This window comes from Streptomyces pseudovenezuelae, from assembly GCF_029892565.1.
Taxonomy (GTDB): Bacteria; Actinomycetota; Actinomycetes; order Streptomycetales; family Streptomycetaceae; genus Streptomyces; species Streptomyces pseudovenezuelae_A.
The window spans coordinates 66,221-88,392 of sequence record NZ_JARXVH010000019.1 but is presented as its reverse complement, the minus strand read 5'-3'; the positions used below and the strand labels follow the sequence as shown (position 1 = coordinate 88,392).

23 protein-coding genes are annotated in these 22,172 nt (G+C 70.7%); 7 read left to right on the top strand and 16 right to left on the bottom strand.

Annotated features, from left to right (window positions below; genetic code table 11):
- Positions 1-166: 166 nt before the first annotated feature.
- Genes M2283_RS41030 through M2283_RS41015 form a run of 4 tightly spaced genes read right to left on the bottom strand, consistent with a single transcriptional unit; the run spans position 167 to position 4,547 of the window.
- Positions 167-1,189, bottom strand: a complete 1,023-nt coding sequence (locus M2283_RS41030; protein ID WP_280881652.1) for a serine/threonine-protein kinase — start codon at positions 1,187-1,189, stop codon at positions 167-169.
- Positions 1,179-1,724, bottom strand: coding sequence for a hypothetical protein (locus M2283_RS41025; protein WP_280881651.1), 546 nt, complete (start codon positions 1,722-1,724; stop codon positions 1,179-1,181). The genes M2283_RS41030 and M2283_RS41025 overlap by 11 nt, the downstream gene beginning before the upstream one ends.
- 13 nt (positions 1,725-1,737) lie before the next feature.
- On the bottom strand, positions 1,738-4,077 hold the full coding sequence (locus M2283_RS41020; protein WP_280881650.1) for an ABC transporter ATP-binding protein/permease: 2,340 nt from the start codon (positions 4,075-4,077) through the stop codon (positions 1,738-1,740).
- 59 nt (positions 4,078-4,136) lie between these two features.
- Positions 4,137-4,547, bottom strand: coding sequence for a hypothetical protein (locus tag M2283_RS41015; RefSeq protein ID WP_280881649.1), 411 nt, complete (start codon positions 4,545-4,547; stop codon positions 4,137-4,139).
- A gap of 358 nt (positions 4,548-4,905) precedes the next feature.
- On the opposite strand from M2283_RS41015, the gene M2283_RS41010 reads away from it, so the two are divergent.
- Positions 4,906-5,289, top strand: coding sequence for a nuclear transport factor 2 family protein (locus M2283_RS41010; protein WP_280881648.1), 384 nt, complete (start codon positions 4,906-4,908; stop codon positions 5,287-5,289).
- A gap of 101 nt (positions 5,290-5,390) precedes the next feature.
- Positions 5,391-5,678 (top strand): DUF1905 domain-containing protein, encoded by a 288-nt coding sequence (locus tag M2283_RS41005; RefSeq protein WP_280881647.1) that lies wholly within the window; start codon positions 5,391-5,393, stop codon positions 5,676-5,678.
- Here the strand turns inward: M2283_RS41005 and M2283_RS41000 are convergent.
- A complete protein-coding gene (locus M2283_RS41000; protein WP_280881646.1) occupies positions 5,668-6,594 on the bottom strand; it encodes an AraC family transcriptional regulator in 927 nt (308 codons plus the stop codon). The genes M2283_RS41005 and M2283_RS41000 overlap by 11 nt on opposite strands.
- Positions 6,595-6,695: 101 nt before the next feature.
- Between M2283_RS41000 and M2283_RS40995 the strand changes: the two genes are divergently transcribed.
- Positions 6,696-7,679, top strand: coding sequence for an oxidoreductase (locus M2283_RS40995; protein WP_280881645.1), 984 nt, complete (start codon positions 6,696-6,698; stop codon positions 7,677-7,679).
- Here M2283_RS40995 and M2283_RS40990 read toward each other — a convergent pair.
- Positions 7,669-8,661, bottom strand: coding sequence for an aldo/keto reductase (locus M2283_RS40990; RefSeq protein ID WP_280881644.1), 993 nt, complete (start codon positions 8,659-8,661; stop codon positions 7,669-7,671). The two genes, M2283_RS40995 and M2283_RS40990, sit on opposite strands and share 11 nt — an antisense overlap.
- A 127-nt stretch (positions 8,662-8,788) precedes the next feature.
- Between M2283_RS40990 and M2283_RS40985 the strand changes: the two genes are divergently transcribed.
- From M2283_RS40985 to M2283_RS40975, 3 genes are all read left to right on the top strand, one after another.
- Positions 8,789-9,703 carry a LysR substrate-binding domain-containing protein gene (locus M2283_RS40985; RefSeq protein WP_280881643.1) on the top strand — a complete coding sequence of 305 codons (915 nt, stop codon included), beginning with the start codon at positions 8,789-8,791 and terminating at the stop codon, positions 9,701-9,703.
- Between the two features lie 67 nt (positions 9,704-9,770).
- Positions 9,771-11,261 carry a carotenoid oxygenase family protein gene (locus M2283_RS40980; protein ID WP_280881642.1) on the top strand — a complete coding sequence of 497 codons (1,491 nt, stop codon included), beginning with the start codon at positions 9,771-9,773 and terminating at the stop codon, positions 11,259-11,261.
- 27 nt (positions 11,262-11,288) lie between these two features.
- Positions 11,289-11,804 carry a mycothiol transferase gene (locus M2283_RS40975; RefSeq protein ID WP_280881641.1) on the top strand — a complete coding sequence of 172 codons (516 nt, stop codon included), beginning with the start codon at positions 11,289-11,291 and terminating at the stop codon, positions 11,802-11,804.
- Here the strand turns inward: M2283_RS40975 and M2283_RS40970 are convergent.
- The 8 genes from M2283_RS40970 to M2283_RS40935 all read right to left on the bottom strand — a co-directional run bounded on the left by M2283_RS40970 (position 11,786) and on the right by M2283_RS40935 (position 19,341).
- Positions 11,786-12,856, bottom strand: coding sequence for an adenosine deaminase (locus tag M2283_RS40970; RefSeq protein ID WP_280881640.1), 1,071 nt, complete (start codon positions 12,854-12,856; stop codon positions 11,786-11,788). The genes M2283_RS40975 and M2283_RS40970 overlap by 19 nt on opposite strands.
- A gap of 51 nt (positions 12,857-12,907) precedes the next feature.
- A complete protein-coding gene (locus M2283_RS40965) occupies positions 12,908-13,300 on the bottom strand; it encodes a VOC family protein (RefSeq protein WP_280881639.1) in 393 nt (130 codons plus the stop codon).
- A 146-nt stretch (positions 13,301-13,446) separates the two neighbouring features.
- Positions 13,447-14,322 carry an amidohydrolase family protein gene (locus tag M2283_RS40960; protein ID WP_280881638.1) on the bottom strand — a complete coding sequence of 292 codons (876 nt, stop codon included), beginning with the start codon at positions 14,320-14,322 and terminating at the stop codon, positions 13,447-13,449.
- Positions 14,319-15,371, bottom strand: a complete 1,053-nt coding sequence (locus M2283_RS40955; RefSeq protein ID WP_280881637.1) for an ABC transporter substrate-binding protein — start codon at positions 15,369-15,371, stop codon at positions 14,319-14,321. The genes M2283_RS40960 and M2283_RS40955 overlap by 4 nt, the downstream gene beginning before the upstream one ends.
- 346 nt (positions 15,372-15,717) lie before the next feature.
- Positions 15,718-16,356 (bottom strand): GntR family transcriptional regulator, encoded by a 639-nt coding sequence (locus M2283_RS40950; RefSeq protein WP_280881636.1) that lies wholly within the window; start codon positions 16,354-16,356, stop codon positions 15,718-15,720.
- A gap of 171 nt (positions 16,357-16,527) precedes the next feature.
- Entirely contained in the window at positions 16,528-17,238 is a 711-nt protein-coding gene (locus M2283_RS40945) for a chitinase (protein ID WP_432423196.1), read from the bottom strand.
- Positions 17,239-17,423: 185 nt separating this feature from the next.
- A complete protein-coding gene (locus tag M2283_RS40940) occupies positions 17,424-18,746 on the bottom strand; it encodes an aldehyde dehydrogenase family protein (protein ID WP_348538957.1) in 1,323 nt (440 codons plus the stop codon).
- 148 nt (positions 18,747-18,894) lie between these two features.
- On the bottom strand, positions 18,895-19,341 hold the full coding sequence (locus tag M2283_RS40935) for a MarR family winged helix-turn-helix transcriptional regulator (protein ID WP_280881634.1): 447 nt from the start codon (positions 19,339-19,341) through the stop codon (positions 18,895-18,897).
- Between the two features lie 128 nt (positions 19,342-19,469).
- Between M2283_RS40935 and M2283_RS40930 the strand changes: the two genes are divergently transcribed.
- On the top strand, positions 19,470-20,576 hold the full coding sequence (locus tag M2283_RS40930; RefSeq protein ID WP_280881633.1) for a substrate-binding domain-containing protein: 1,107 nt from the start codon (positions 19,470-19,472) through the stop codon (positions 20,574-20,576).
- A gap of 40 nt (positions 20,577-20,616) precedes the next feature.
- Here the strand turns inward: M2283_RS40930 and M2283_RS40925 are convergent, their stop codons facing one another.
- Positions 20,617-21,813 (bottom strand): RNA polymerase sigma factor, encoded by a 1,197-nt coding sequence (locus M2283_RS40925; RefSeq protein WP_280881632.1) that lies wholly within the window; start codon positions 21,811-21,813, stop codon positions 20,617-20,619.
- On the bottom strand, positions 21,813-22,169 hold the full coding sequence (locus M2283_RS40920) for a YciI family protein (protein WP_280881631.1): 357 nt from the start codon (positions 22,167-22,169) through the stop codon (positions 21,813-21,815). The genes M2283_RS40925 and M2283_RS40920 overlap by 1 nt, the downstream gene beginning before the upstream one ends.
- Positions 22,170-22,172: the final 3 nt, after the last annotated feature.

Below are 22,172 nucleotides of genomic sequence, written 5' to 3'. Positions count from 1 at the left end.
AGCACGGGTTCCGTCAGGTGGTGGCGGCGCGGAACCTTGCTCAGCTCTGGTGACACGTTCCTCAAGGGCCCGGATGCGGTCGTGGAGATCGATCAAGGTCACGCCGTTGGCCACCATGCCGGGGCGCTGCCAATGCCTCCGCACGAGTCGACATGTCGGTCCTCGGTCACGTCCGGAGCCGGTCCTTCCAAGGTTCCTGAAGCGTCCCTCCGAAGACCGGCTCCGCCCAGCGCGGTGGTGGGGAGAGGCGCTCCGCCCCCTTGTCCACGACCCTCAGATCCACCTCCGTCGGCGGATGGGCGCCGGGCACTTCGCCGGTCGTGGCGGAGCGCAGGGCGGTGATGAAGGCTCCACAGGAGTCGTGGCGGTCGTCAGGGGACTTGGCGAGGGCCTTGGCGAAGACCGCGTCGACCGGGGTGGGGAGGTCGGGGCGGGAGTCGGTCAACGGGGGCGGCTCGTCGTACTGGTGGGCCCACAGGAGCGCCATGTCGTCGTCGCGGCGGAAGGGTGGGCGGCCCGCCATGGACTCGTAGACGACGCAGGCCAGACCGTAGACGTCGCAGCGGCCGTCGACCGGGCGGCCGGAGATCTGTTCGGGTGCCACGTAGTCGAGGGTGCCGACGAACTGGCCGACCGAGGTGAAGCCGGTCAGGGACAGGGACTTCTTGGTCAGGCCGAAGTCGGTGAGGTAGACGTGCTCGGGGTGGTCGCTGTCGGTGCCGCGGGCGACCAGGATGTTGCCGGGCTTCACGTCCCGGTGGACCAGGCCGTGGTCGTGGGCCGCGTCCAGCGCGGAGGCCACCTGCGCGGCGATGCGCAGGGCGGCGGAGGGCGCCAACGGACCGCGCCGGTCAAGGAGATGACGCAGGTCGCTGCCTTCGACGTAGCGCATGGCGATGTACAGGACACCGTCCGTCTCGCCCGCCTCGAAGACGGGCACGATGTGCGGGTGGTCGATGGCCGCGGCGGCCCGGGACTCGTGGGTGAAGCGGAGCCGGAAGGTGTCGTTGCGGGCGAGTTCCGGAGCGAGCAGCTTGAGCGCGACCGCGCGGTCCAGGCGCAGGTCGCGGGCGCGGTAGACGACGGCCATGCCGCCCCGGCCGATCTCCTGCTCGATGCGGTAGCCGGCGACCTGCCGGCCGATCAGCTCGGAGGGGCGGCCCGAGAAGAGGCTCGTGTCACGGGCCATCGGGGCTCACCACCTGGGTGGGGGCGTGGCCGGGGTCCGGTGCCACGGCGCGGGGTTCGTCGTCGGTCGCGTAGGTGCTGAGGCGGGTTCCGTCGCCGTAGACCCAGCGGCCGTGGTCGGTGTCGTAGAGCCATACGGACTCGCCGTCGACGACGATCCCGATCCGCAGTCCCCTGGTGCGGACGCGGAAGGATTCGCCGTCGAGGCCGCCGCCGGCCAACTCCTCGACCGCGACCCGGTAGTGGGCCAGTGTCTGTTCGGCGCGGGCGAGCAGCGGGCGCGGGTCGGCGGTGCGGGCCTCGGGGTCGCCGGTGGTAGGCGGGTCCTGCGGTACGGCGACCAGGTGGCGGCCGTCGACCCAGGCCGACCAGCCGTTGGCGCAGCGGACGTGTCCCCAGTCACCGCGCCGTTCGACCAGCTGGACCGGCAGGAGCGGGTCGAGGGGCATGGTGGGCCGGTCCGGGCCGGGGGCCTCCCAGGCGGGCATGCCGTGCTGGGGGACGACATGGGTGGGTCGGAATCCGGGGGTCGTCATCGCGCCGCCACCCCTACTTCCGCATCACGGCGGGCTCGTGCCGGCGCAGCAGCCGGGAGACCGCCAAGCCGAAGACCGCCGACAGGACGATGAGCATGCCGATGTTGAGCAGCCACACCCCGGCCGAGTGCCGGAACAGCGGGTCGCCGGTCAGTTCGCCCGGCACGATCCGGGACAGTCCGACGGTCCCGGCCATCGCGCCGAGTGCCCAGCGCGAGGGCACCAGCCAGGACAGCTGCTCCAGGCCGGGCACGCCGTGCAGCTTCAACAGGGCGCCGCAGAAGACCACTTGGACGATGGCCAGCAGCACGAGCAGCGGCATCGTCACCTCCTCCTTGCGCACCAGCGCCGAGACCAGCAGGCCGAGCATCATGGCCGTGAACGCCAACAGGGCCACCGCGACGGTGATTTCGACAAGGGGTGACATCACCACGCCTTCGCCGCCGGGCGCGTTGAGGTCGACGCCGAGCAGCGCCACCAGGGTCAGCACGACCGCCTGCAGCACGGTGATGGTGCCGAGGACGACGACCTTCGACAGCAGGTACGCCGATCTGGACAGGCCGACGGCCCGCTCGCGCTGATAGATGGTGCGCTCCTTGACGAGTTCGCGCACGGCGTTGGTCGCGCCGGTGAGGACTCCGCCGACGCACAGGATGAGCAGCGCGTTCATCGCGGTCTCCTGCGTCAGCTTGCTGCCTGCCAGGGCGCGGGCCATGGCGCCCATCACGAACGGCAGCGCGATCATGATGGCGAGGAAGGTGCGGTCGGCGGCGAGGGCGGCGGTGTAGCGGCGGATCAGGGTGCCGAGCTGGGCGCTCCGGCTGCGCGGGCGTGGCGGCGGGGTGATCACGACGGGCCCGGACCGGTCCACGCGGGGCTGCGCCGAGGAGTCGGCGACGTACTGCCGGTGGGAGGGCGAGACGCGGAAGTCTCCCGACCAGTCACGGTCGCGGTCCCGTTCGAAGGCCTCGAAGGCCTCCGGCCACTGTTCGAAGCCGAAGTAGGCGAGGGCGTCCTCGGGCGGGCCGTAGTAGGCGACCTTGCCGCCGGGGGCGAGGACGAGGAGACGGTCGCAGACGTCGAGGCTCAGCACGCTGTGGGTGACGACGATGACCGTGCGGCCGTCGTCGGCGAGGCCGCGCAGCATGTGCATCACCGAGCGGTCCATACCGGGATCCAGGCCGGAGGTCGGCTCGTCCAGGAAGAGCAGAGACGGTTTGGTCAGCAGCTCCAGGGCCACGCTGACCCGCTTGCGCTGCCCGCCGGACAGGCTGTGCACGTGCTGTCCGGCGCGCTCCTCCAGACCGAGTTCGCGGATCACCTCGTCGACCCTGGCCCGCCGCTCGGCTTTCGCGGTGTCCTGCGGGAAGCGCAGTTCGGCGGCGTAGGACAGGGCGCCGCGGACGGTGAGCTGGGCGTGCAGGATGTCGTCCTGGGGGACCAGGCCGATGCGCTGGCGCAGTTCGGCGTAGTCGCGGTAGAGGTCGCGGCCGTCGTAGAGGACGGTGCCGTGGTCGGCGGGGCGCTGGCCGGTGAGGGCGCCCAGGAGCGTGGACTTCCCGGCGCCGCTGGGGCCGACGACCGCGAGCAGGCACTTCTCCCCCACGGGGAACGACACATGGTCGAGCAGGGTCTTGCGGCCCCGGTCGACGGCGACCGTGAGGTCCTGGACGTCGAGCGAGACCTCGCCGGTGTCGACGTACTCCTGGAGCTCGTCGCCGACGAGGCAGAACGCGGAGTGGCCGATGCCGACGATGTCGCCGGGGCCGAGCGGTGCGCGGGTGACGGGCAGGCCGTTGAGGAAGGTGCCGTTGTGGCTGCCCAGGTCGACGATCTCGTAGGTGCCGTCGGGCAGCGCGCGCAGTTCGGCGTGCCGACGGGAGGCGACGAGGTCGTCGACGATCAGGTCGTTGTCGGGGCCGCGGCCGATGCGGACAGTGCGGGCGGGCAGCGGCCGTATGGTGGTGGGCCGGCGGAAGGTGCCGGTGAGGCCGGGCATGGAGACCGCGGAGGGGCGCTCCGGGGCCGGTGCGGGGCGGTCGACCAGGATGGCGCGGGGGCCGTCGGAGGGGTTGCCGAAGCGGATGACGCTGCCGGCGCCGACGCCCCACTCGTGGACGCGGCGGCCGTCGGCGTAGGTGCCGTTCGTGCTGTTCTCGTCCGCGAGGGTCCAGTGGTCGGCCTCGGGGCGCAGCACCGCGTGGTGCCACGAGACCCGGGCGTCGTCGATGACGATCTCGCACATCGGGTCGCGACCGACGTGGTAGTCGTGGCTCGGACTCATCACCGTGGAGCCCGTGTCGGTCTCCAGGACGAGTTCGGGCGCGCTCGGCGCGATCACCCGCTCTGCCATGCGGGAAATTCTACCGATTCGTACCCATGTGCGCCCACCGCGGCCGGCGGGACCGTCGATCAGCCGACGGACACGTACAGTCCCGGCCTCATCCGTTGCATCCGCAGGGCGTCGATCGACTCGGCCATCAGCTCGTACTCGGTGGTGTCGTCATAGAGGGCGATCCGCACCAGCCGCCCGGCGGCCAACTCGTTGGCGACCAGCTCCTGTTGGGTGACATCCCCGCACCAGGCGCGGAGCACGGCGGGCACGTCGAGCACGGTGTCGGCGACGGGGACGAGGGAGCTGGGCGGGAAGTGCTCGGCCTCGGGGAGCGGGTCGAGGCGGTCGGCGATCCAGTTCGCGCGGTCACGTAACCACCACAGGGCGAGAGCGAGGGTGGGGGCGCGATAGGTGCCCAGGGGTACGCCGATGCGCTCGCCCGCGCAGGTGCCGTATGCCGTCACGTGGCATAAGAACTCGTCATGCACGTTCGCTCCCCCGTCGCTTCCTACGCCTGTCGGCAGGCCTCGCTTTCGGTGCGGCTCATGTGCTGTGCTGCGGTGTCGCTCAGGGTTTACCCAACTGCTGTGTGTGATCGCTTCTACGCTCGATGTGAAGTTCCTAACACTTGAGTATGTTCACTTGCGAAACACTGTCACCACGGATTTCCGGCCACTCTCCTGGCATATTCGCAGGTGGAGTTGGCCGAAATATGGGGGGTCCTGCCATTACCTGAGGGGTAATCGACGGACGGTGCGCGGCCGGGCAGGGTGGTCGTACCGGGTCGCCGAGAGCGCGACCACGGGCCCTGACCAGCAACGACCCCCTCGATGGAGGCTGATCGCCATGTCCGCGAACACCGACCGTTACGAGATTGCCGCCGCCCGTTACTTCGAGGCCTGGAATGCGGCCGCGCCCGAGGAGTTGGCCAAGGCGGTCGCCGCCGCGTGGACCGCGGACGGAGGTTACACCGACCCTCTGGTCGACGTCAGCGGGCACGAACAGATCGCGGCCGTGATCGCGGGGGCGCACGAGCAGTTCCCCGGGTTCGCCTTCCGGCTCGCCGGCGCGGTGGACGGTCACCACGACACCGCCCGGTTCTCCTGGGAGTTGGTGAACGAGGCCGACGGCTCGGCGCCGGTGGCGGGCTTCGACGTGGTCACGCTGGACGCGGACGGTCGGATCCGCTCCGTGCTCGGTTTCCTCGACCGGGTGCCCGCCGGGGCCTGAGGGCCGGCGTCCGCGATGAGTTCTCCCGCTCCCGGTGGTCTCCTGAGTACACGGCCGCGCGCCCGACCGCGCGCCCGGCCGCCGGGAGCGAGGAGACGATCATGACGACGACCGAGAAGCTGGCCGAGGAGTTCACCGCCGTCCTGCGCAAGAGTCCGAACGAGGGCGGCTGGACCTATCTGGTCTGGCCGAGGTCGGTGGAGTTCTTCGGCACCCGCGGGCTGGTCAAGGTCCGCGGCACGATCGACGGGCACCCCTTCCGCAGCTCGTTCATGGCGCTGGGCGACGGCACCCACAAGCTGCCCGTCAAGGCCGACCTGCGCAAGGCCATCGGCAAGGTGGAGGGCGACCAGGTGACCGTACGCCTCGAAGAGCGACTCAACTCCTAGCCGCGGACTCCTCCCGATACCGTCGCGGCGCCACGCCGACCGTCCGCTTGAAGGCGTTGCTGAAGGCGCTCTCGGAGGTGTAGCCGACGGAGCGGGCGAGTTCCGCCACGGGGGCGGTGTCCTGTCTCAGGGACCGGGCGGCCAGACTCATGCGCCAGTTCAGCAGGTACGTCAGCGGCGGCACCCCGGCCGCCTCCTTGAACCGTACGGCGAACGTGGTGCGGGACATCGCCGCCGCCCGGGCCAGCTCCTCCAGCTGCCAGGGGTGGGCCGGGTCGCCGTGCATCAGGCGCAGCGCGGGAGCGAGCCGTTCGTCGGCGAGCGCCCGCAGCCAGCCGGGCGGCAGCCCTTCCGCCTCGGTCAGGCAGACCCGCATCACCTGCACGAACATCAGCTGCGAGAGGTGGTCCGAGGCGAACTCGACCCCGGCCCGGCGCGTCTTCATCTCCCCCGCCAACTGCCCGATGAGCCACCGCAGCGCCCCGGCCTCGGCCGAGTCGGCCCGTACGTGGACGAGCTCCGGCAGGGCCCGGCGCAGCAGGTCGCCGCGGTCCCGGCTCAGGTCGATGTGCCCGGACACGCAGACGACGTCCGTCTCGCCCTCGCCGAGCCTGCCCATACGGGTGACCGGGTCCACGGTGACGTCGACGGAGTCCAAGGGCTTGATGCCGGGCCGGCTGCACAGCACGTACGGTTTCGCGCCGTCGGAGACCACGATGTCGCCCTCGGCGAGCCGCACGGCTTCGCCGCCCGCCTCGCGGATCAGCAGGCATTCGCCCCGCACCAGGGCGTTCACCTTCAGCCGGTCGCGACCGCGCAGGTTGACGGCCCAGTCCCCGCCGGCCGTGAAGCCGCCGGAGAGAACACTGTGGGCGTCGGCGACGGCAAGGGCGTCGGACAGCGGGTCTGCGGACATGCTCGAACTATCACGCAAGTAATGCGGATCCTCAAGCATTCATCGTGCGGATCCGGCGTCCTACGGTGGTCCGGACGGCTCACATCGAGGAGAGACCAGACATGACCACCGCACAGCAGCCCGTGCGTTCCGGCTTCGGCGCCACGTCCACCGCCGAGGAGGTGATCAAGGGGATCGACCTGACCGGCAAGGTCGCGATCGTCACCGGCGGCTACTCCGGCATCGGGCTGGAGACGGCTCGCATCCTGCACGACGCCGGCGCCGAGGTCGTCGTACCGGCGCGGGACCCGGAGCGGGCCAGGGCCGCGCTGAAGGACGTGCCCGGAGTCGAGGTCGAGCACCTGGACCTGCTGGATCCGGCGTCGATCGACGCCTTCGCGGAGAAGTTCCTGGCGTCCGGGCGGCCGCTGCACATCCTGGTGAACAGCGCCGGGATCATGGCGACGCCACTGACGCGGGACGCGCGCGGGTACGAGGTGCAGTTCGCGACGAACCACCTGGGCCACTTCCAGCTGGTGGAGCGGCTGTGGCCGGCGCTCGTGGCGGCCCACGGCGCTCGGGTCGTGTCGGTCTCCTCGCGTGGCTTCCGCTTCGCCGGCGTCGACTTCGACGACCTGAACTTCGAGCACCGGCCCTACGAGCCGTTCGTGGCCTACGGCCAGTCGAAGACGGCCAACGCGCTGTTCGCCGTGGAGCTGGACCGGCGCGGGCGGGCCGAGGACGTGCGGGCCTTCTCCGTGCACCCGGGCACGATCATCGACACCGGGCTCGCCAAGCACCTCTCCGATGACGTCCTGCGCGCGAACGGCGCCATGGACGAGGAGGGCCGCCCGGTCCGCGATCCCGACCGCCAGTTGAAGACGGTCCCGCAGGGAGCGGCCACCAGCGTCTGGTGCGCGACCAGCCCCCAGCTCGACGGACGGGGCGGGGACTACTGCGAGAACTGTGACATCAGCCCGCTGGTCGCCGCCGAGGACGAGGACGCCTGGCGGGCCGGCGCGGCGACGCCCGGCGTCCTCGGCTATGCCGTCGACCCAGAGCTGGCGGCCCGCCTCTGGGAGGTCAGCGAGCGCCTTACGGCTTGACGATGGCGTCGATGCGGGCCAGCTCGTCGGCGTCGAAGTCCAGGGCGCGGGTGGCCGCGACGCTGTCCTCGATCTGCTGCGGGCTGCTCGCGCCGACCAGGGCGGAGGTCACCCGCCCGCCGCGCAGCACCCAGGCCAGGGCCAGCTGGGCGAGGGTCTGGCCGCGCCCCTTGGCGATGTCGTCGAGGGCGCGCAGCCGGCCCACCAGGTCCTCGGTGACCGCGTCCGAGTTCAGGAACGGGCTGTCGCTCGCCGCCCGGGAACCCTCGGGGATGCCGTCGAGGTAGCGGGAGGAGAGCAGGCCCTGCTCCAGCGGGGAGAAGACGATGGAGCCGACCTGGAGTTCGTCGAGGGCGTCCAGGAGGCCCTCGTCCTCGGGGCGGCGGTCGAGCATCGAGTAGCGCGGCTGGTGGATCAGCAGCGGGGTGCCCAGCTCGCCGAGGATGCGCGCGGCCTCACGGGTCTGCTCGGCCGAGTAGTTGGAGAGGCCGACGTAGAGCGCCTTGCCCTGCTGGACCGCCGTGTGCAGGGCGCCCATCGTCTCCTCCAGGGGAGTCTCCGGGTCGGGGCGGTGCGAGTAGAAGATGTCGACGTAGTCCAGGCCCATGCGGCTCAGGCTCTGGTCGAGCGAGGACAGCACGTACTTGCGGGAGCCCCACTCGCCGTACGGGCCGGGCCACATCAGGTAGCCGGCCTTGGTGGAGATCACCAGTTCGTCCCGGAGGCCGGTGAAGTCCGCCTTCAGCGCCTCGCCCAGCGCGGCCTCGGCGGCGCCGGGCGGCGGGCCGTAGTTGTTGGCCAGGTCGAAGTGCGTGACGCCGAGGTCGAAGGCGCGGCGCAGGATGGCCCGCTGGGTCTCGACGGAGCGGTCGGGCCCGAAGTTGTGCCACAGGCCCAGCGAGATCGCGGGAAGCTTCAGGCCGCTGCGTCCGGTGCGCCGGTAGGGCATGTCCGCGTAGCGGTCGGGATGTGCGGTGTACAACGCGACTCCAGAGGGGTTGGCACACGAAAAGACGGTTCCGGGGAACCGGGTACCCACTCTCGCGCGACCTGCGGGCAGTGGTCCAACAGGAGAATGCGATGGAACTAAGCGGCTAGGCTTCTCAATCATGGAACTGCGCCATCTCCAGCATTTCGTCGCGGTCGCCGAGGACCAGCACTTCACCCGGGCCGCCGAACGCCTGCTGGTGTCCCAGTCGGGCCTGTCCGCCTCGATCCGGGCACTGGAGCGGGAGCTGCAGACGCCCCTGTTCGTACGGACCACGCGCCGGGTGACGCTGACGGAGGCGGGGCGGGCCCTGCTGGGCGAGGCGGAGCGGATCCTCGCCCAGGTGCGGTCGGCGCACGAGGCGGTCGCGGCCGTCCAGGGCGTACTGCGGGGCACGCTCGCGCTGGGCACCGAGCAGTGCATCGCGGGCGTGCACGTGGCAGAACTGCTCGCCGCGTTCCGGCACCGGCACCCGGACGTCGAGATCAGGCTGCGGCAGGCGGGCTCGGGCGAGCTGGCGGAAGAGGTCGCCGCCGGGCGGCTCGACCTCGCCTTCGCCTACCGGACGCAGGCGGACACCGACCAGCTGCGCTCGGTGGCACTGACCGCCGAGCCGATGACGGTGCTGTGCCACCCGACCCACCGGCTGGCACAGGACGGCGCGGCCGTCACCCCGGACGACCTCGGCGGCGAGGTGTTCGTCGACTTCCACCCGGACTGGGGCCCGCGCCGCACCACCGACACCGCGTTCGCCGCCGCCGGCGTGCGACGCACCGTCGCGCTGGAGGTGAACGACGTGCACAGCCTCCTGGACCTGGTGGACGAGAACCTCGGCATCGCCGTCGTGCCCCGGCACTTCCGGCACAAGCGGGACCGGCTCACCGCGCTGCCCGTGAAGGGCACCGGCGAGACCGTCTACGAGACCGTTGCCCTGCTGCCTCCGCCCCAGGCGACCAGTCCCGCGGCCCGGGCGCTGATGACCCTGCTCGAAACAGGGGGGCTGGCAACACCCCCTGAGGGTGTCCACCCCTCCTGACCGGGCCCGTTCCCGAAAGCAGACTCGTGACTGTTCCTCACGACAACTGCGATCAGGAGTACGGGACATGACCGACCACACACGACGGAACGTGCTGCGCGGCGCGGCGGCGATCACGGCGGCGAGCGGGCTCATCGGCACGGGAAGCCTCCAGGCGGCGGCGGTTACCCGCAAGCCGGAGGTGACGACGCGTCACTTCCCGTTCCTGGAGGGCGCGTTCAAACCGGTCACCGAAGAGCTGACCGCCTTCGACCTGCCGGTCACCGGACGCATCCCGCGCGACCTCGACGGCCGCTACCTGCGCAACGGCCCCAACGTGCTGGGCCTGGAGGATCCGCGCGCCCACCACTGGATGCTCGGCGACGGCATGGTGCACGGCGTGCGGCTGCGCGACGGACGCGCCGAGTGGTACCGCAACCGGTGGGTGCGCTCCTCGCAGGTCACGCAGAAGCTGGGCGAGCCCTACCCGGGCCCGGTGCCCCCGGACGACTTCCCCTGCAACACCCACGTGATCCCCTACCGGGGCCGGATCCTGGCGCTCCAGGAGAGCGGACCGCTGCCGTACGAACTCGACCACGAGCTCAACACCGTGGGCACGTACGACTTCCGGGGCACGCTCGAAGGGGCCTTCACCGCGCACACCAAGTTCGACGCGGTGGCCGGCGAGCTGCACGCGATCGCCTACTACCCGACCTGGGACCACGTCCGCCACCACGTCATCGACCACACCGGTCGGGTCGTACGGACCACGAAGATCCCGGTGGCGGACGCGCCGATGATGCACGACTTCGCGCTCACCGAGAAGTACGTCGTGATCTTCGACCTGCCGGTCACCTTCGACATGGCGGCGGCCGAGCGGGGCGACCTGGTGCCGTACGTCTGGAACGATCAACACCCCATGCGCGTGGGCCTGTTGCCCCGCAAGGGTGGCGCCGTGCGCTGGTTCGAGGTGGACCCGGTCTTCTACTCGCACACGCTCAACGCCTACGACGAGGGCTCCTCCGTGGTGGTCGACATGACGACCTACCCGGCGCCCTTCTACGTCGCCGGACGCGGCACCGACGGTCCCTCCAGCGAGGGCACCGCCTCTCTGGAACGCTGGACGATCGACGTCCCGGGCGGGCGGGTGCGGACCCGGACGATCGACGACCGGCCCCAGGAATTCCCGCGCGTCCGCGAGGAGTTGGTGTCGCGCCGGCACCGGTACGCGTACACGGCGGCGTCCGCCGAGATGACGGCGGCGTATCTGGCCGCCGACGGGACGCCGGACAGCGCCTTCAGCAACGCCCTGATCAAGCACGACCTGCTGCGCGGATCCACCCAGGTCCACCGGCTGCCGCGCGGCGCGGCGGCGGGCGAGGCCGTGTTCGTCCCGCGCCGGGGCGCCAAGGCCGAGGACGACGGCTACGCGATCGCGTATGCGCACAATCCGGACCGCGGGGCGGCGGACCTGGTGATCCTCGCGGCGCAGGACTTCACGGGCGAGCCGGTGGCGCGGATCCATCTGCCGGGGCGCGTGCCGCTGGGTTTCCACGGGAGCTGGATTCCGGACGCGTGAGCGATCGCGATGCGCAATGGTGGTGGCATGCATGCAAAGGACATCCTCATCGACTCCTACAGCCGCATCCAGGAAGAAGTCCACAACACGGTCGAAGGGCTCGCCCCCGACCTCCTCAACACCCGTCCCGCGCCCGACGCCAACTCCATCTCCTGGCTGGTCTGGCACCTCACCCGGGTCCAGGACGACCACGTCGCCGACGCCTTCGGGATAGAGCAGGTCTGGCTCACCCAGGACTGGGAGAAGCGGTTCGCGCTCGACCTGCCCCGCCACGACATCGGATACGGCCACAGCGCCGCGAAGGTCGCCAAGGTGCGGGTCGACGACGGCGAGCTGCTGACCGGCTACTACGACGCCGTCCACGCGCAGACCCTGGGGGTGCTGCGGGATCTGGCGGGCAAGGACCTCGAACGCGTCGTGGACGAGCGCTGGGATCCGCCGGTCACCCTCGGGGTGCGGCTGATCAGCGTCCTGTCCGACGATCTCCAGCACGTCGGACAGGCCGCCTATCTGCGGGGGCTGCTTCAGAGCGAGGCGGAGTAACCCGGCAGGACCACGTCCTCGATGAGGGCCCTGCGCTCGTCGAACGGGATGAACGCGCTCTTGACCGCGTTCACCGTGACCGTGCGCAGGTCCTCGACGGTCCAGCCGGCCTCCTTGACCAGCAGCGACATCTCCCGGGTCATCGTCGTACCGGACACCAGACGGTTGTCGGTGTTGAGGGTGACCCGGAACCCGAGGTCCTTCAGCGCGGTGATCGGGTGCTCGGCGATGGAGGTCGCGGCACCGGTCTGCAGGTTGGACGTCGGGCACATCTCCAGGGCGATCCGGCGGTCGCGGACCCAGCCGGCGAGCCGGCCGAGCTTGCCGTCGACGATGTCCTCGGTGATCCGGACGCCGTGCCCGATGCGCTGGGCGCCGCAGACCTGAAGAGCCTGGTGGATGCTCGGCAGACCGTGCGCCTCGCCGGCGTGGATGGTGAAGGGCACGCTCTCGCGCCGCAACCGCTCGAAGGCGTCGAGGTGGTCGGCGGGCGGGAAGCCGTCCTCGGCACCCGCGATGTCGAAGCCGACGACGCCCGCGTCCCGGAACGCCACGGCCAGGTCGGCCGCCTCACCGACACGGTCGAACATCCGCATCCCGCACAGCAGGGTACCGACCCGCACCGGGGTGCCCGCGGCCGCCGCCTTGGCCATGCCCGCCGCGAGCCCTTCCTGGACGGTCTCGACGACCTCGGGGAGCGTGAGCCCGCCCTGGGTGTTCAGCTCGGGGGCGTAGCGCACCTCGGCGTAGACCACGCCGTCCGCCGCCAGGTCGAGGACGTACTCCTCGGCCGTGCGCAGCAGTCCCTCGCGGGTCTGCATCACGGCGAGGGTGTGCTCGAAGGTGGCGATGTAGCGCACCAGGTCCCCGGAGTTGGCGGCCTCGAAGTACCAGGCGGCCAGCTCGTCGGGGTCGGTGGTGGGCAGGGTGTGTCCGACCGCGGCCGCCAGCTCCACCACGGTGGCGGGGCGCAGGCCGCCGTCGAGGTGGTCGTGCAGGACGGCCTTGGGCAGGCGGCGGAGAGCTTCGGCGTCTATGCGCGTAGATGACATGTGCGGTCGTTCCTCGATCGTTCGGCGAGCAGGTGCGGACGGTGAGCGGGATCAGACGGCGGGCTGGAGCAGGTCCCAGCGGTTGCCGTACAGGTCCTGGAAGACGGCGACCGAGCCGTAGCTCTCGTGCCGCGGCTCCTCCAGGAAGGTCACTCCGGCGGCGAGCATCCGGGCGTGGTCGCGGGCGAAGTCGTCGGTGTGCAGGAAGAACCCGACGCGCCCGCCGGTCTGGTCCCCGACCCGGCCGCGCTGCGCCTCGTCCTTGGCGCGGGCCAGCAGCAGGCCGGTGCCGTGGCCGCCGGTCCCGGGCTCGACGACGACCCAGCGGGAGCCGTCCGGCCGCGGCTCGTCCTCCACCAGCCGGAATCCGAGGGCCTCGGTGTAGAAGCGGATCGCCTCGTCGTAGTCGTCGACGACGAGGGTGACCAGGGCGATGCGACTCATCGGGACCTCTCTGTGCAGGTGCGCGTACAGGCGCGGGCGCGGGCGCGCGGGCGATTGACGGGTGAGGTTATACGTAAAACGCGACGCACGACAAGTATGCCCCACGGGTCGTCCGACCCATGGGGCAAGCCTGGGCGAGAAGGCGGTCAGTCCGTGTAGAACAGCCTGGCGGGAGAGTCGACCAGGATCTGCCGGCGGTCCGCCTCCTCGGGTGCCCAGTCGGCGAGCAGGTTGAGCAGTTCGCCGGTGTCCCGTTGGCCGTCCGTCAGGTGCGGCCAGTCCGATCCCCACACGAGGCGGTCGGGTCGGGCCGCCACGAGCGCCCGGCCCAGGGGCTCGACGCTGGACAGCGGCTTGTCCTTGGCGATGCGGTAGGCCCCGGAGAGCTTGATGTAGCAGCTGCCCCCGTCCAGGACCCGCACCAGCCGGTCGAAGTCCGCCCGCGTCAGCCCGTCCGACTCCTTCATGTATCCCATGTGGTCGATGACGAAGGTGTCCTCGAGGTCGGCGAAGAACGGCAGCAGATCCCGTACGACCGTCCCCGGTGTGTAGAACTGCAGGTGCCAGCCGCGCGGACGGGCCCGGTCGGCCATCCTGCGGACGTACGCGACGATGTCGGCGGTCGGCCAGGACGCCCGCGCGAACAGGTCGAGACGGATCGCCCGCACGCCCAGCTCGTGGTACTCGTCCAACTCCTTGTCGGTGGCGTCCTCTTCGATGCGTACGACACCGCGGCAGCGCGGGCCGGCCTTCTTCAGGACGTCGACGAGCAGGCTGTTGTCGGTGCCGTAGTAGGTGGGCTGTACGAGGACCATGCGCTCGATGCCGAGCCATTCGGTCATCCGCAGATACTGGTCGAGCGTGCCGTCGGGGAATCCGTACAGCGGGTCGGGGACCGTGGGATATCCGGGCTCGAAGACGTGGAAGTGGGTGTCGCAGCTGTTCGGCGGCACCTTGAACCGGGGCTTGGTGTTGCTCTCGGCGGCGCGCATGGGGGCCGGCTGGGGAAGGTCTGCGGTCATCGTCCGTCCTGACTGTCGGGGGGATCCGGGGATGCGCGGGGTGCCGCCGCTACGGGCGGAACGCGGAGAGTGCCTGCTGGGCGTGCGCGTGCGCGGCCTCGTAGAGCAGGGCGCTGTCGGTTCCGGTGATGCGCAGCGGGCACACGCCCAGGGGGACGAGGGTGTCCAGGAGCGCCGGATCGCCGATGCCGCCGAGCACCATGAGCTTGCCGTGCTTGTGGCAGGCGTTGGCCAGCTTCTCCACGGCGTCGCGGACGCGCGGGTCGCCGTACTGCCCCGGTACGCCCAGTTCGGCGGTGAAGTCGTTGGCGCCGAGGGCGAGCATGTCCACGCCGTCCAGGGCGGCGATCTCGTCCGCGGGCGATGGCGCTCGCTATGGGATCGAAGTTGACGGTCTCGGGCGCGTACTTCTCGCTGTAGACCGTCTTCACACCGAGCTTGGTGAGCGCCTTGCGGAACTCCTCGATGGTGACGTCGGTGTTGGGGTCGTCCTGGGTGGGATAGGCGGCGGTCTTGGGCCGCTGGTCGGCCGGCAGCGACTTGATGTACTGCACGAACTGGTCCGGCAGGTCCAGCGAGGTGCTGGGCTGGGCGAAGAACAGGTAGTCGTAGCCGCGGGTGAAGATCTCCTCGGCGCCGCCGGAGGGCTCGACGTAGAGCATCTTGTTGCGCTCGGCCACGGCCGAGGCCGGCAGGTTGAGCTTGGAGGAGAAGGTGCCGAGGAGCAGGTCGGAGCGCTCCTGGCTGATGAGGCGGTTGTAGTTGGTGACGACGGTGTTCTGCTCGAAGCCGTCGTCGAGCACCTTGAGCTCGACCTTGCGGCCCAACAGGCCGCCTTTCTCGTTCAGTTGGTCGAGCCAGACCTTGTAACCCTCGTACGCCGGCTTGGAGGCGTCGGCGACCGGGCCCGACAGCGGGAGCGAGGCACCGATCTTGATGGAACCGCTGCTCGATCCCGTCCCCGAGCCGCACGCCGTGGCGACCAGCAGCACCGCCGCGGTCGCGCTGAGCAGGGCTGTGGGTCGTCCGCTTCGGCCGAATCCTGGCATGACATTCACCTCGAGTTGGTGATCGTGATGGCGAGACGGAAGGCGGCGACCGGAAGCGGTGACGGCTCGTCAAATACGGTTCCGGAGGCGACCGTTGGCGCATGTCCCGTGCGCGTTGAGCGTCTCCCCGGACGTGCCGACACGCCCGGTGATGAGTCCTTCGGCCGGGGCTGCCGCGGGCACCCTTGCCGCTGATGTGCAATGTATACATTGCACGCGAAGACTCGACAAGGGATCGGACAAGGCTTGCCGCAAAAGGCTCGGACTCTAAGATCCGGCGGCGCGAGGCGCCCGGTGCACGCGTCGCGGGACGGGCTCACCCGTCGGCCGGCAGCTCACCCGACGGTCAGCGGGGGCCTTCCCCGTACATCGCCGCCGCTTCCCGGACGTGCTCGGCCGCCGCGGCCTCCGCCCGCTCGGGGTCACCGTCGACGATGGCGCTCACGATCGCGTCGTGCTGGCGGGGTGTGAGGTCGCGGCGCCGATTGATGTTGCTCAGGCTCACGATGGCGAACCGGGCCCAGATGCGGTCGAGCGTGTCCACCAGCAGAGGGTTGCCCGAGAGGCGGGCCAGCGTCATGTGGAAGTCCAGATTCGCCCGCCAGGCGCCTGCCGGATCGCTGGACTCGGCCTGCTCCTCCACTCGACGGGACGCCTCCTTCAGCCCACTGAGCTGCATGGGGGACAACTGCCCGTCACGCTGCGCGGTGGCGGCGAGTTTGGCGGCGAGCGCGTCCAGCGCACCGTGCAACTGCGTTGCGTGCAGCATCTCTTGAGGGGAGAGCGAGCTGACGACCACTCCCCTGCCCGTCGAGCTGACGAGACCGTCGCTCTGCAGTCGGCGCAGCGCTTCACGGACCGGGGTCCGGCTCATGCCGAGGTCGTCGCAGATGCCCAGCTCGGTGAGCCGGTCGCCAGGGGCGTAGTGCCCGTCCAGCAGCCGCTCGCGCAGCCGCCGATAGGCGATCTCGGCCTGGTTGTGCATCCCTGGACGTTCTTCGGAACGGTCACCGGCAGAAGGCATGCACAACGTATACATTGCATCCATTGCCGCGGGCAACGCCCGGCCCGACTCCTGCCCGGATGTTACGCCGAACCGTCGTGCCGCAGCGGGCGCCCAAGACGCCCGCTGCGGTCGTGACGCTGCGGACCGCCGTCAGCAGTAGAGGTTGGCGCCGGGACTGACGCCGAGGATGGACGTGATGCGGTTGTAGGCGTCGACGCGGCTTTGGACCTGGGCGGGGTTGCGGCCGTCGCATTCCAGGGAGCCGTTGATGGAGCGGATGGTCTGGCCGAAGCCGGCACCGTTGACCATGGCGTTGTGGGGGGTCATGGTGCCGGGTCCTGACTGCGTGTTCCAGTACCAGAGGCCGGTCTTCCAGGCGACGGCCGAGTTGTTCTCGACCTGCCAGGGGTTGCCCAGGAGGTCGATGCCCAGGGCGTCGCCGGCGGCCTTGTAGTTGAAGTTCCAGGAGAGCTGGATGGGGCCGCGCCCGTAGTAGGCGGCCTGTCCGGCGGGGCAGCCATACGACTGGCTCCAGTCGCAGTAGTGGGGGTAGTTGGCGGTGTTCTGCTCGACCACGTACACCAACCCGCCGGTCTCGTGGTTGACGTTGGCCAGGAAGGCGGCGGCTTCCTGCTTCTTGACGGTGTCGGAGCCGGTGTTCGCGAAGCCCGGGTAGGCCGAGAGCGCGGCGGTCAGGCCGCTGTAGCTGTAGAACGAATTCCGGCCCGGGAACATCTGGTTGAACTGCGCCTCACTCACCACGAACCCTGCGGCGGAAGCGGTGGGGGCCGACTGGAGGACCAGTGCGGAGCTTCCGAGGGCGAGCGTGGTCAGGAGTGCGGCGATGCGATGCCTGAACAAGGATCAACTCCTTTACGGAGCACGGCCGCACCCGGCGAGGGGTGCGGCCGCGGTGGGGGGTTGTGGTGCCACACTCAACTCCTTTGGTCTGTACCAGTCAAGGGTGTAGACCAGTCAACTGCCGTAGCGAATGCAAAAAGTGGGGCCCCGAAGGGCCCCACTCGGATGCGCTCGGACGCGGTCGGTCAGCTCAGCGGCTTCTGCAGGACCGCCTTGCGGTGGCTGAACGTCTCGATGGAGTAGCGGCCGTGGTAGTTGCCCATGCCGCTCTCCCCCACCCCGCCGAACGGCAGGTCGGAGACGGTGAGATGGGCGAGCGGCAGGCCGTGGCCGACAGCGCCGGAGGACGTCTCGTCGGCGATCCGGGACCTGGTCTCGTCGGACTCGGAGAAGACGTACAGGGCGAGGGGCTTGTCGCGGTCGTTGATGAAGCCGATCGCCTCGTCCAGGCCGGGCACGGTGACGACGGGGAGGATCGGGCCGAAGATCTCGTCCCGCATGACCGTCGACTCGGGGTCGACGTCGGCGAGGACGGTCGGCGCGATGTACTTCACCGCACGGTCGTTGTCACCGCCCAGGACCACGCGGCCCGAGTCGAGCAGGCCGGTGAGCCGGTCGAAGTGCCGCTCGTTGATGATCCGGCTGTACGCGCCGGAGGCCTTCGGGTCGGCACCGAAGAGCCCGTCGACGGCCTTGACGAGGGCCGCCTCCAGGGCGGTGGCCGTCGCCGGGTCGGTCAGGACGTAGTCGGGGGCGACGCAGGTCTGGCCGGCGTTGAGGAACTTGCCGCGCGCCAACCGGTCGGCGACGACGTCGAGATCGGCGTCACGGTCGACGAACGCCGGGGACTTGCCGCCCAGTTCGAGGGTGACCGGGGTGAGGTGCTCGGCGGCGGCGCGCATCACGACGCGGCCGACGGCGCCGTTGCCCGTGTAGAAGATGTGGTCGAAGCGCTCGGCCAGCAGGGCCGTGGTCTCGGGGATGGCGCCCTCGACGACGGCGACCGCGTCCGTGTCCAGGTACTCGGGGATCAGGCGGGCCAGCGCGGCGGAGGTGGCGGGCGCCAGCTCGCTGGGCTTGACGACCACCGCGTTGCCCGCGGCCAGCGCGCCGACGACCGGGGTGAGCAGGAGCTGGAGCGGATAGTTCCAGGGGGCGATGACGAGAACGACGCCGAGCGGGTCGTACTGCGTCCACGCCGTGGTGTCGGCGCCGAGACGCTCCGGTACCGGGGCGGGCTCGGGGCGCAGCCAGTCGGCGAGGTGGTCGAGGGTGTGGTCGATCTCGCGGACCGTGAACCCGATCTCGGTGCGCTGGGACTCGTCGGCGCTCTTGCCGAGGTCGGCGTGGAGGGCCGTGGCCAGGTCGTCGGCGTGCTCCGTGAGCATCTCGCGGAGCCGGCGCAGCTGGGTGGTGCGCCACTCGACGGGCTTGGTGCGGCCGGTACGGAAGGTGGCGCGCAGCCGGGCCACGATGTCGGCGGGCTGCTCGGGGGTGGACTGGTTCACGGTGCCTCGCTGGTGGTGCGCGGGCCCTGCCGGGCCGGGACGGGTGCGGTCGGTGCTACTCGATGTAATTAGCAACCATTAAGGTACAGAAGTCATTCCGGATCGCCGAAGACCACGGCCTGAGTTCCCCCGGTCACCCAAGGTGGCGTCAGGCCGAATCCACGGCCGCCGTCTCTTCGAGCGTGTCCAGCAGCCGGCCCAGCAGCGCCCGCAACAACTCGTCGTCGCCCTCGTTCAGCACCGGCCACCGGGTACGGACCTCGCGGCTGAGCCGGCGCCAGTACGTCTGGCCGCGTGGCGTGAGGTGGGCGAGGATGCGGCGGCGGTCCAGGGGGTCGACGCGGCGGTAGACGAGGTTCTGGTCGACGAGGTGGTCGACCAGCTTGGTGAGCGTCGGCGCGGGCAGAAATGCGGCTTCGGCCACCGCCGTCATGGAGTGGCCCTTGCCGTCGGAGAGCAGGGTGAGCACCCGCCACGCGTCCAGCGAGCAGCCGTCCTCGTCGAGCACGGACTGCAGTCGCCGCGCGGCCACACGCTCCGCACGCGTCAACAGCTGCATCAGGTCCTGGGGTTGACGCGCAGATGAGGCAGGCATCGTTCTCCTCGGTCCCGGGGTGGATCCATCGTACAAGTGCCGTCCCGCAGGCCACAGATACCGTCCCCGCACCGACCGCACCACGAGACGGGCTGGAGTTCACCGGGCGGACCCGGAATCATGACCGCATGTTCCAGCTCGACCCCCACCCGCTCGACTGGTTCACCGTCGACGACACCGTGATCAGCGTGGCCCTGGTCTTCCCCCTCCAGGGTGCCGCCGGAATCTTCGGGCCCACCTGCGAGTTGTGCGCGCGGCTGGCCGCCGAGGAGGTCAACCACGCGGGCGGGGTGCTCGGCAAGGAGCTGCGCCTGCTGCCGGTGGACGGCGGTGCCGAGCCGAATGAAATCGCCGACCGGGTCGAGGCGTTGGTGGACCTGGGGGTCGTGCAGGGGGTCACCGGCTGGCACATCTCCTCCGTGCGGCAGGCACTCGCGCCGCGCATCGCGCACCGGGTGCCGTACGTGTACACGGCGCTGTACGAGGGCGGTGAGCACACCAACGGCGTCTTCCTCACCAGCGAGACGCCGGACGCCCAACTGCGGCCCGCTATACGTCTGTTGGCCCGGGAACGCAAGGTGCGCAGCTGGTTCGTGGTCGGCAACGACTACGTCTGGCCGCGCCGCACCGCGCAGGCCGCGCGCGGCTACGCCCACGAGTCGGGGGGCCGGATCTGCGGGCGGGCCTATCTGCCGCTCGGCACCCATGACTTCGACGACGTGCTGCGCCGTATCGAGCACTCCGAGGCCGACGCGGTGCTGATGCTTCTGGTGGGCAGTGACGCGGTGCGCTTCAACCGCGCGTTCGCCGCGGCCGGACTCGACGCGCGCTGTCTGCGGCTGAGCACGTTGATGGACGAGAACATGCTGATGGCCAGTGGTCCCACGGCCACCGCCGATCTCTACAGCACCGCCGGGTTCTTCGCCTCGCTCGCCAACCAGGACACCCTCGACTTCCACGGCCAGTACGCCGGCCGGTTCGGCATCGACGCTCCGGCGCCCGGCAGTCTGGGCGAATCCTGTTACGAGGGCGTCCTGTTGCTCGCCGCGCTCATCACCCGGGCCAGAACGCTGGACGTCACGGCGATCGGCGCGACGGCCGACTCGGTGTCCTACGAGGGACCGCGCGGCTTACTGCGGCTGCGCGGCAGTCATGTCCGGCAGCGGATCTATCTGGCGCGGGCGGACGGGGTGGACTTCGACGTGCTCACGCAGCTGGACACCGTACGGCCCTAGACGCTGGATCTGCCGGGGACGTCGGACACTCCGGACCCGGTCAGCCGGCGTCGAGTGCCCGCCGGGCGGCTTTCAGATGCGCCCGCTCCGCCGGGCTCCCGGTCAGCTCGGCCGCCGTCTCGTAAGCCCGTGCCGCCTCCTGCGTGCGGCCCAGGCGGCGCAGCAGGTCGGCGCGGACCGCGTGGAAGACGTGGTAGCCGGTCAGGTCGAGGGCGTCGACCAGGTCGAGGGCCGGGGTCGGGCCCGCTGTCTCGGCCACGGCGACCGCCCGGTTGAGGGCCACCACCGGGCTGGGGGCGACCGCCGTGAGCTGGTCGTACAGCCGCAGGATCTGGCCCCAGTCGGTGGCCTCGGCGGACTCCGCGTCGCTGTGGACGGCCTGGACGGCGGCCTGGATCTGGTACTGGCCCGGCTGGTTGCGGCGCAGACAGCGGCGGACCAGGGACTGCCCCTCGGCGATCAGCTCGCGGTCCCAGCAGGCGCGGTCCTGCTCGGGGAGGGGTACGAGCTCGCCGTGCTCGCCCTGGCGTGCGGTCCTGCGGGATTCGACGAGGAGCATCAGCGCGAGCAGGCCGGTGACCTCGGGCTCGTCCGGCATCAGCTCGGACAGGAGGCGGCCGAGGCGTACGGCCTCCGCGCACAGTTCGGGGTCGCCCGCGTATCCCTCGTTGAAGATCAGGTAGACGACGGCGAGGACGCCCTTGAGCCGGTCCGGGAGGTCGGCGTCGCGGGGCACGCGGTAGGGGATCCGGGCGCCCCGGATCTTCGCCTTGGCGCGGACGAGGCGTTGGGCCATGGTCGGCTCGGGCACCAGGAAGGCGCGGGCGATCTGGGGTGTGGTGAGTCCGCCGAGCAGGCGGAGGGTCAGGGCGACCTGGGCCTGGGGGGCGAGCGCGGGGTGGCAGCAGGTGAAGATCAGGCGGAGCCGGTCGTCGCGCACGGGGCCCTCCTCGACCGGTGCGTCGGGCGCGTTCACCAGGGCGGCCTCGGCGTGGCGGGCCTCGCGGGAGGACTCGCGGCGCAGCCGGTCGATCGCGCGGTTGCGCGCGGTGGTGATGATCCAGCCGGCCGGGCTGGGCGGCACACCCGTCTCCGGCCAGCGCTGGACGGCCGTGGTGAAGGCCTCCTGGACCGCTTCCTCGGCGAGGTCGATGTCGCCGAGGAAGCGGACCAGGACGGCGACGGCGCGGCCGTACTCCGCACGGAAGACGGCCGCGACGTCGACGGGTTCGGGCATCAGGCGTCGTCCTGGTGCATGAACGGGCGCACCTCGATGGGCAGGGTGGTGGCCCAGGTCGCCTTCCGGCCCCATTCCAGGGCCGCGTCCAGGTCGGGTGCCTTGATCAGGCAGATGCCTCCCAGGTACTCCTTGCCCTCGGCGAACGGCCCGTCGGTGATCAGGACGTCGCCGTCCTTGGGCCGCAGCACCGTGGCCGTCTCGGGGCCGTGCAGGCCACCGGCGAAGACCCAGGCGCCGGCCTCCCGCAGCTCCGCGTGGAAGGTCTCGATGTTGCGGAAGATCTCCGCCATGGCCTCAGGACCGGGCGGCGTTCCTTCGGTCGGTGTGATCACGCTGAGCAGGTAGTGCTGCATGAC

Bases quoted from the DNA above. Each gene is read 5' to 3' on its own strand.
- M2283_RS40955 (WP_280881637.1), bottom strand. From the start codon at position 15,371: ATGCCAGGATTCGGCCGAAGCGGACGACCCACAGCCCTGCTCAGCGCG.
- M2283_RS40980 (WP_280881642.1), top strand. From the start codon at position 9,771: ATGACCGACCACACACGACGGAACGTGCTGCGCGGCGCGGCGGCGATC.
- M2283_RS40930 (WP_280881633.1), top strand. From the start codon at position 19,470: ATGTTCCAGCTCGACCCCCACCCGCTCGACTGGTTCACCGTCGACGAC.
- M2283_RS40935 (WP_280881634.1), bottom strand. From the start codon at position 19,341: ATGCCTGCCTCATCTGCGCGTCAACCCCAGGACCTGATGCAGCTGTTG.
- M2283_RS41030 (WP_280881652.1), bottom strand. From the start codon at position 1,189: ATGGCCCGTGACACGAGCCTCTTCTCGGGCCGCCCCTCCGAGCTGATC.
- M2283_RS41025 (WP_280881651.1), bottom strand. From the start codon at position 1,724: ATGACGACCCCCGGATTCCGACCCACCCATGTCGTCCCCCAGCACGGC.
- M2283_RS41020 (WP_280881650.1), bottom strand. From the start codon at position 4,077: ATGGCAGAGCGGGTGATCGCGCCGAGCGCGCCCGAACTCGTCCTGGAG.
- M2283_RS40920 (WP_280881631.1), bottom strand. From the start codon at position 22,169: ATGCAGCACTACCTGCTCAGCGTGATCACACCGACCGAAGGAACGCCG.
- M2283_RS41005 (WP_280881647.1), top strand. From the start codon at position 5,391: ATGACGACGACCGAGAAGCTGGCCGAGGAGTTCACCGCCGTCCTGCGC.
- M2283_RS40925 (WP_280881632.1), bottom strand. From the start codon at position 21,813: ATGCCCGAACCCGTCGACGTCGCGGCCGTCTTCCGTGCGGAGTACGGC.
- M2283_RS40950 (WP_280881636.1), bottom strand. From the start codon at position 16,356: ATGCACAACCAGGCCGAGATCGCCTATCGGCGGCTGCGCGAGCGGCTG.
- M2283_RS40970 (WP_280881640.1), bottom strand. From the start codon at position 12,856: ATGTCATCTACGCGCATAGACGCCGAAGCTCTCCGCCGCCTGCCCAAG.
- M2283_RS40960 (WP_280881638.1), bottom strand. From the start codon at position 14,322: ATGACCGCAGACCTTCCCCAGCCGGCCCCCATGCGCGCCGCCGAGAGC.
- M2283_RS40965 (WP_280881639.1), bottom strand. From the start codon at position 13,300: ATGAGTCGCATCGCCCTGGTCACCCTCGTCGTCGACGACTACGACGAG.
- M2283_RS40975 (WP_280881641.1), top strand. From the start codon at position 11,289: ATGCATGCAAAGGACATCCTCATCGACTCCTACAGCCGCATCCAGGAA.
- M2283_RS40985 (WP_280881643.1), top strand. From the start codon at position 8,789: ATGGAACTGCGCCATCTCCAGCATTTCGTCGCGGTCGCCGAGGACCAG.
- M2283_RS40995 (WP_280881645.1), top strand. From the start codon at position 6,696: ATGACCACCGCACAGCAGCCCGTGCGTTCCGGCTTCGGCGCCACGTCC.
- M2283_RS41000 (WP_280881646.1), bottom strand. From the start codon at position 6,594: ATGTCCGCAGACCCGCTGTCCGACGCCCTTGCCGTCGCCGACGCCCAC.
- M2283_RS41010 (WP_280881648.1), top strand. From the start codon at position 4,906: ATGTCCGCGAACACCGACCGTTACGAGATTGCCGCCGCCCGTTACTTC.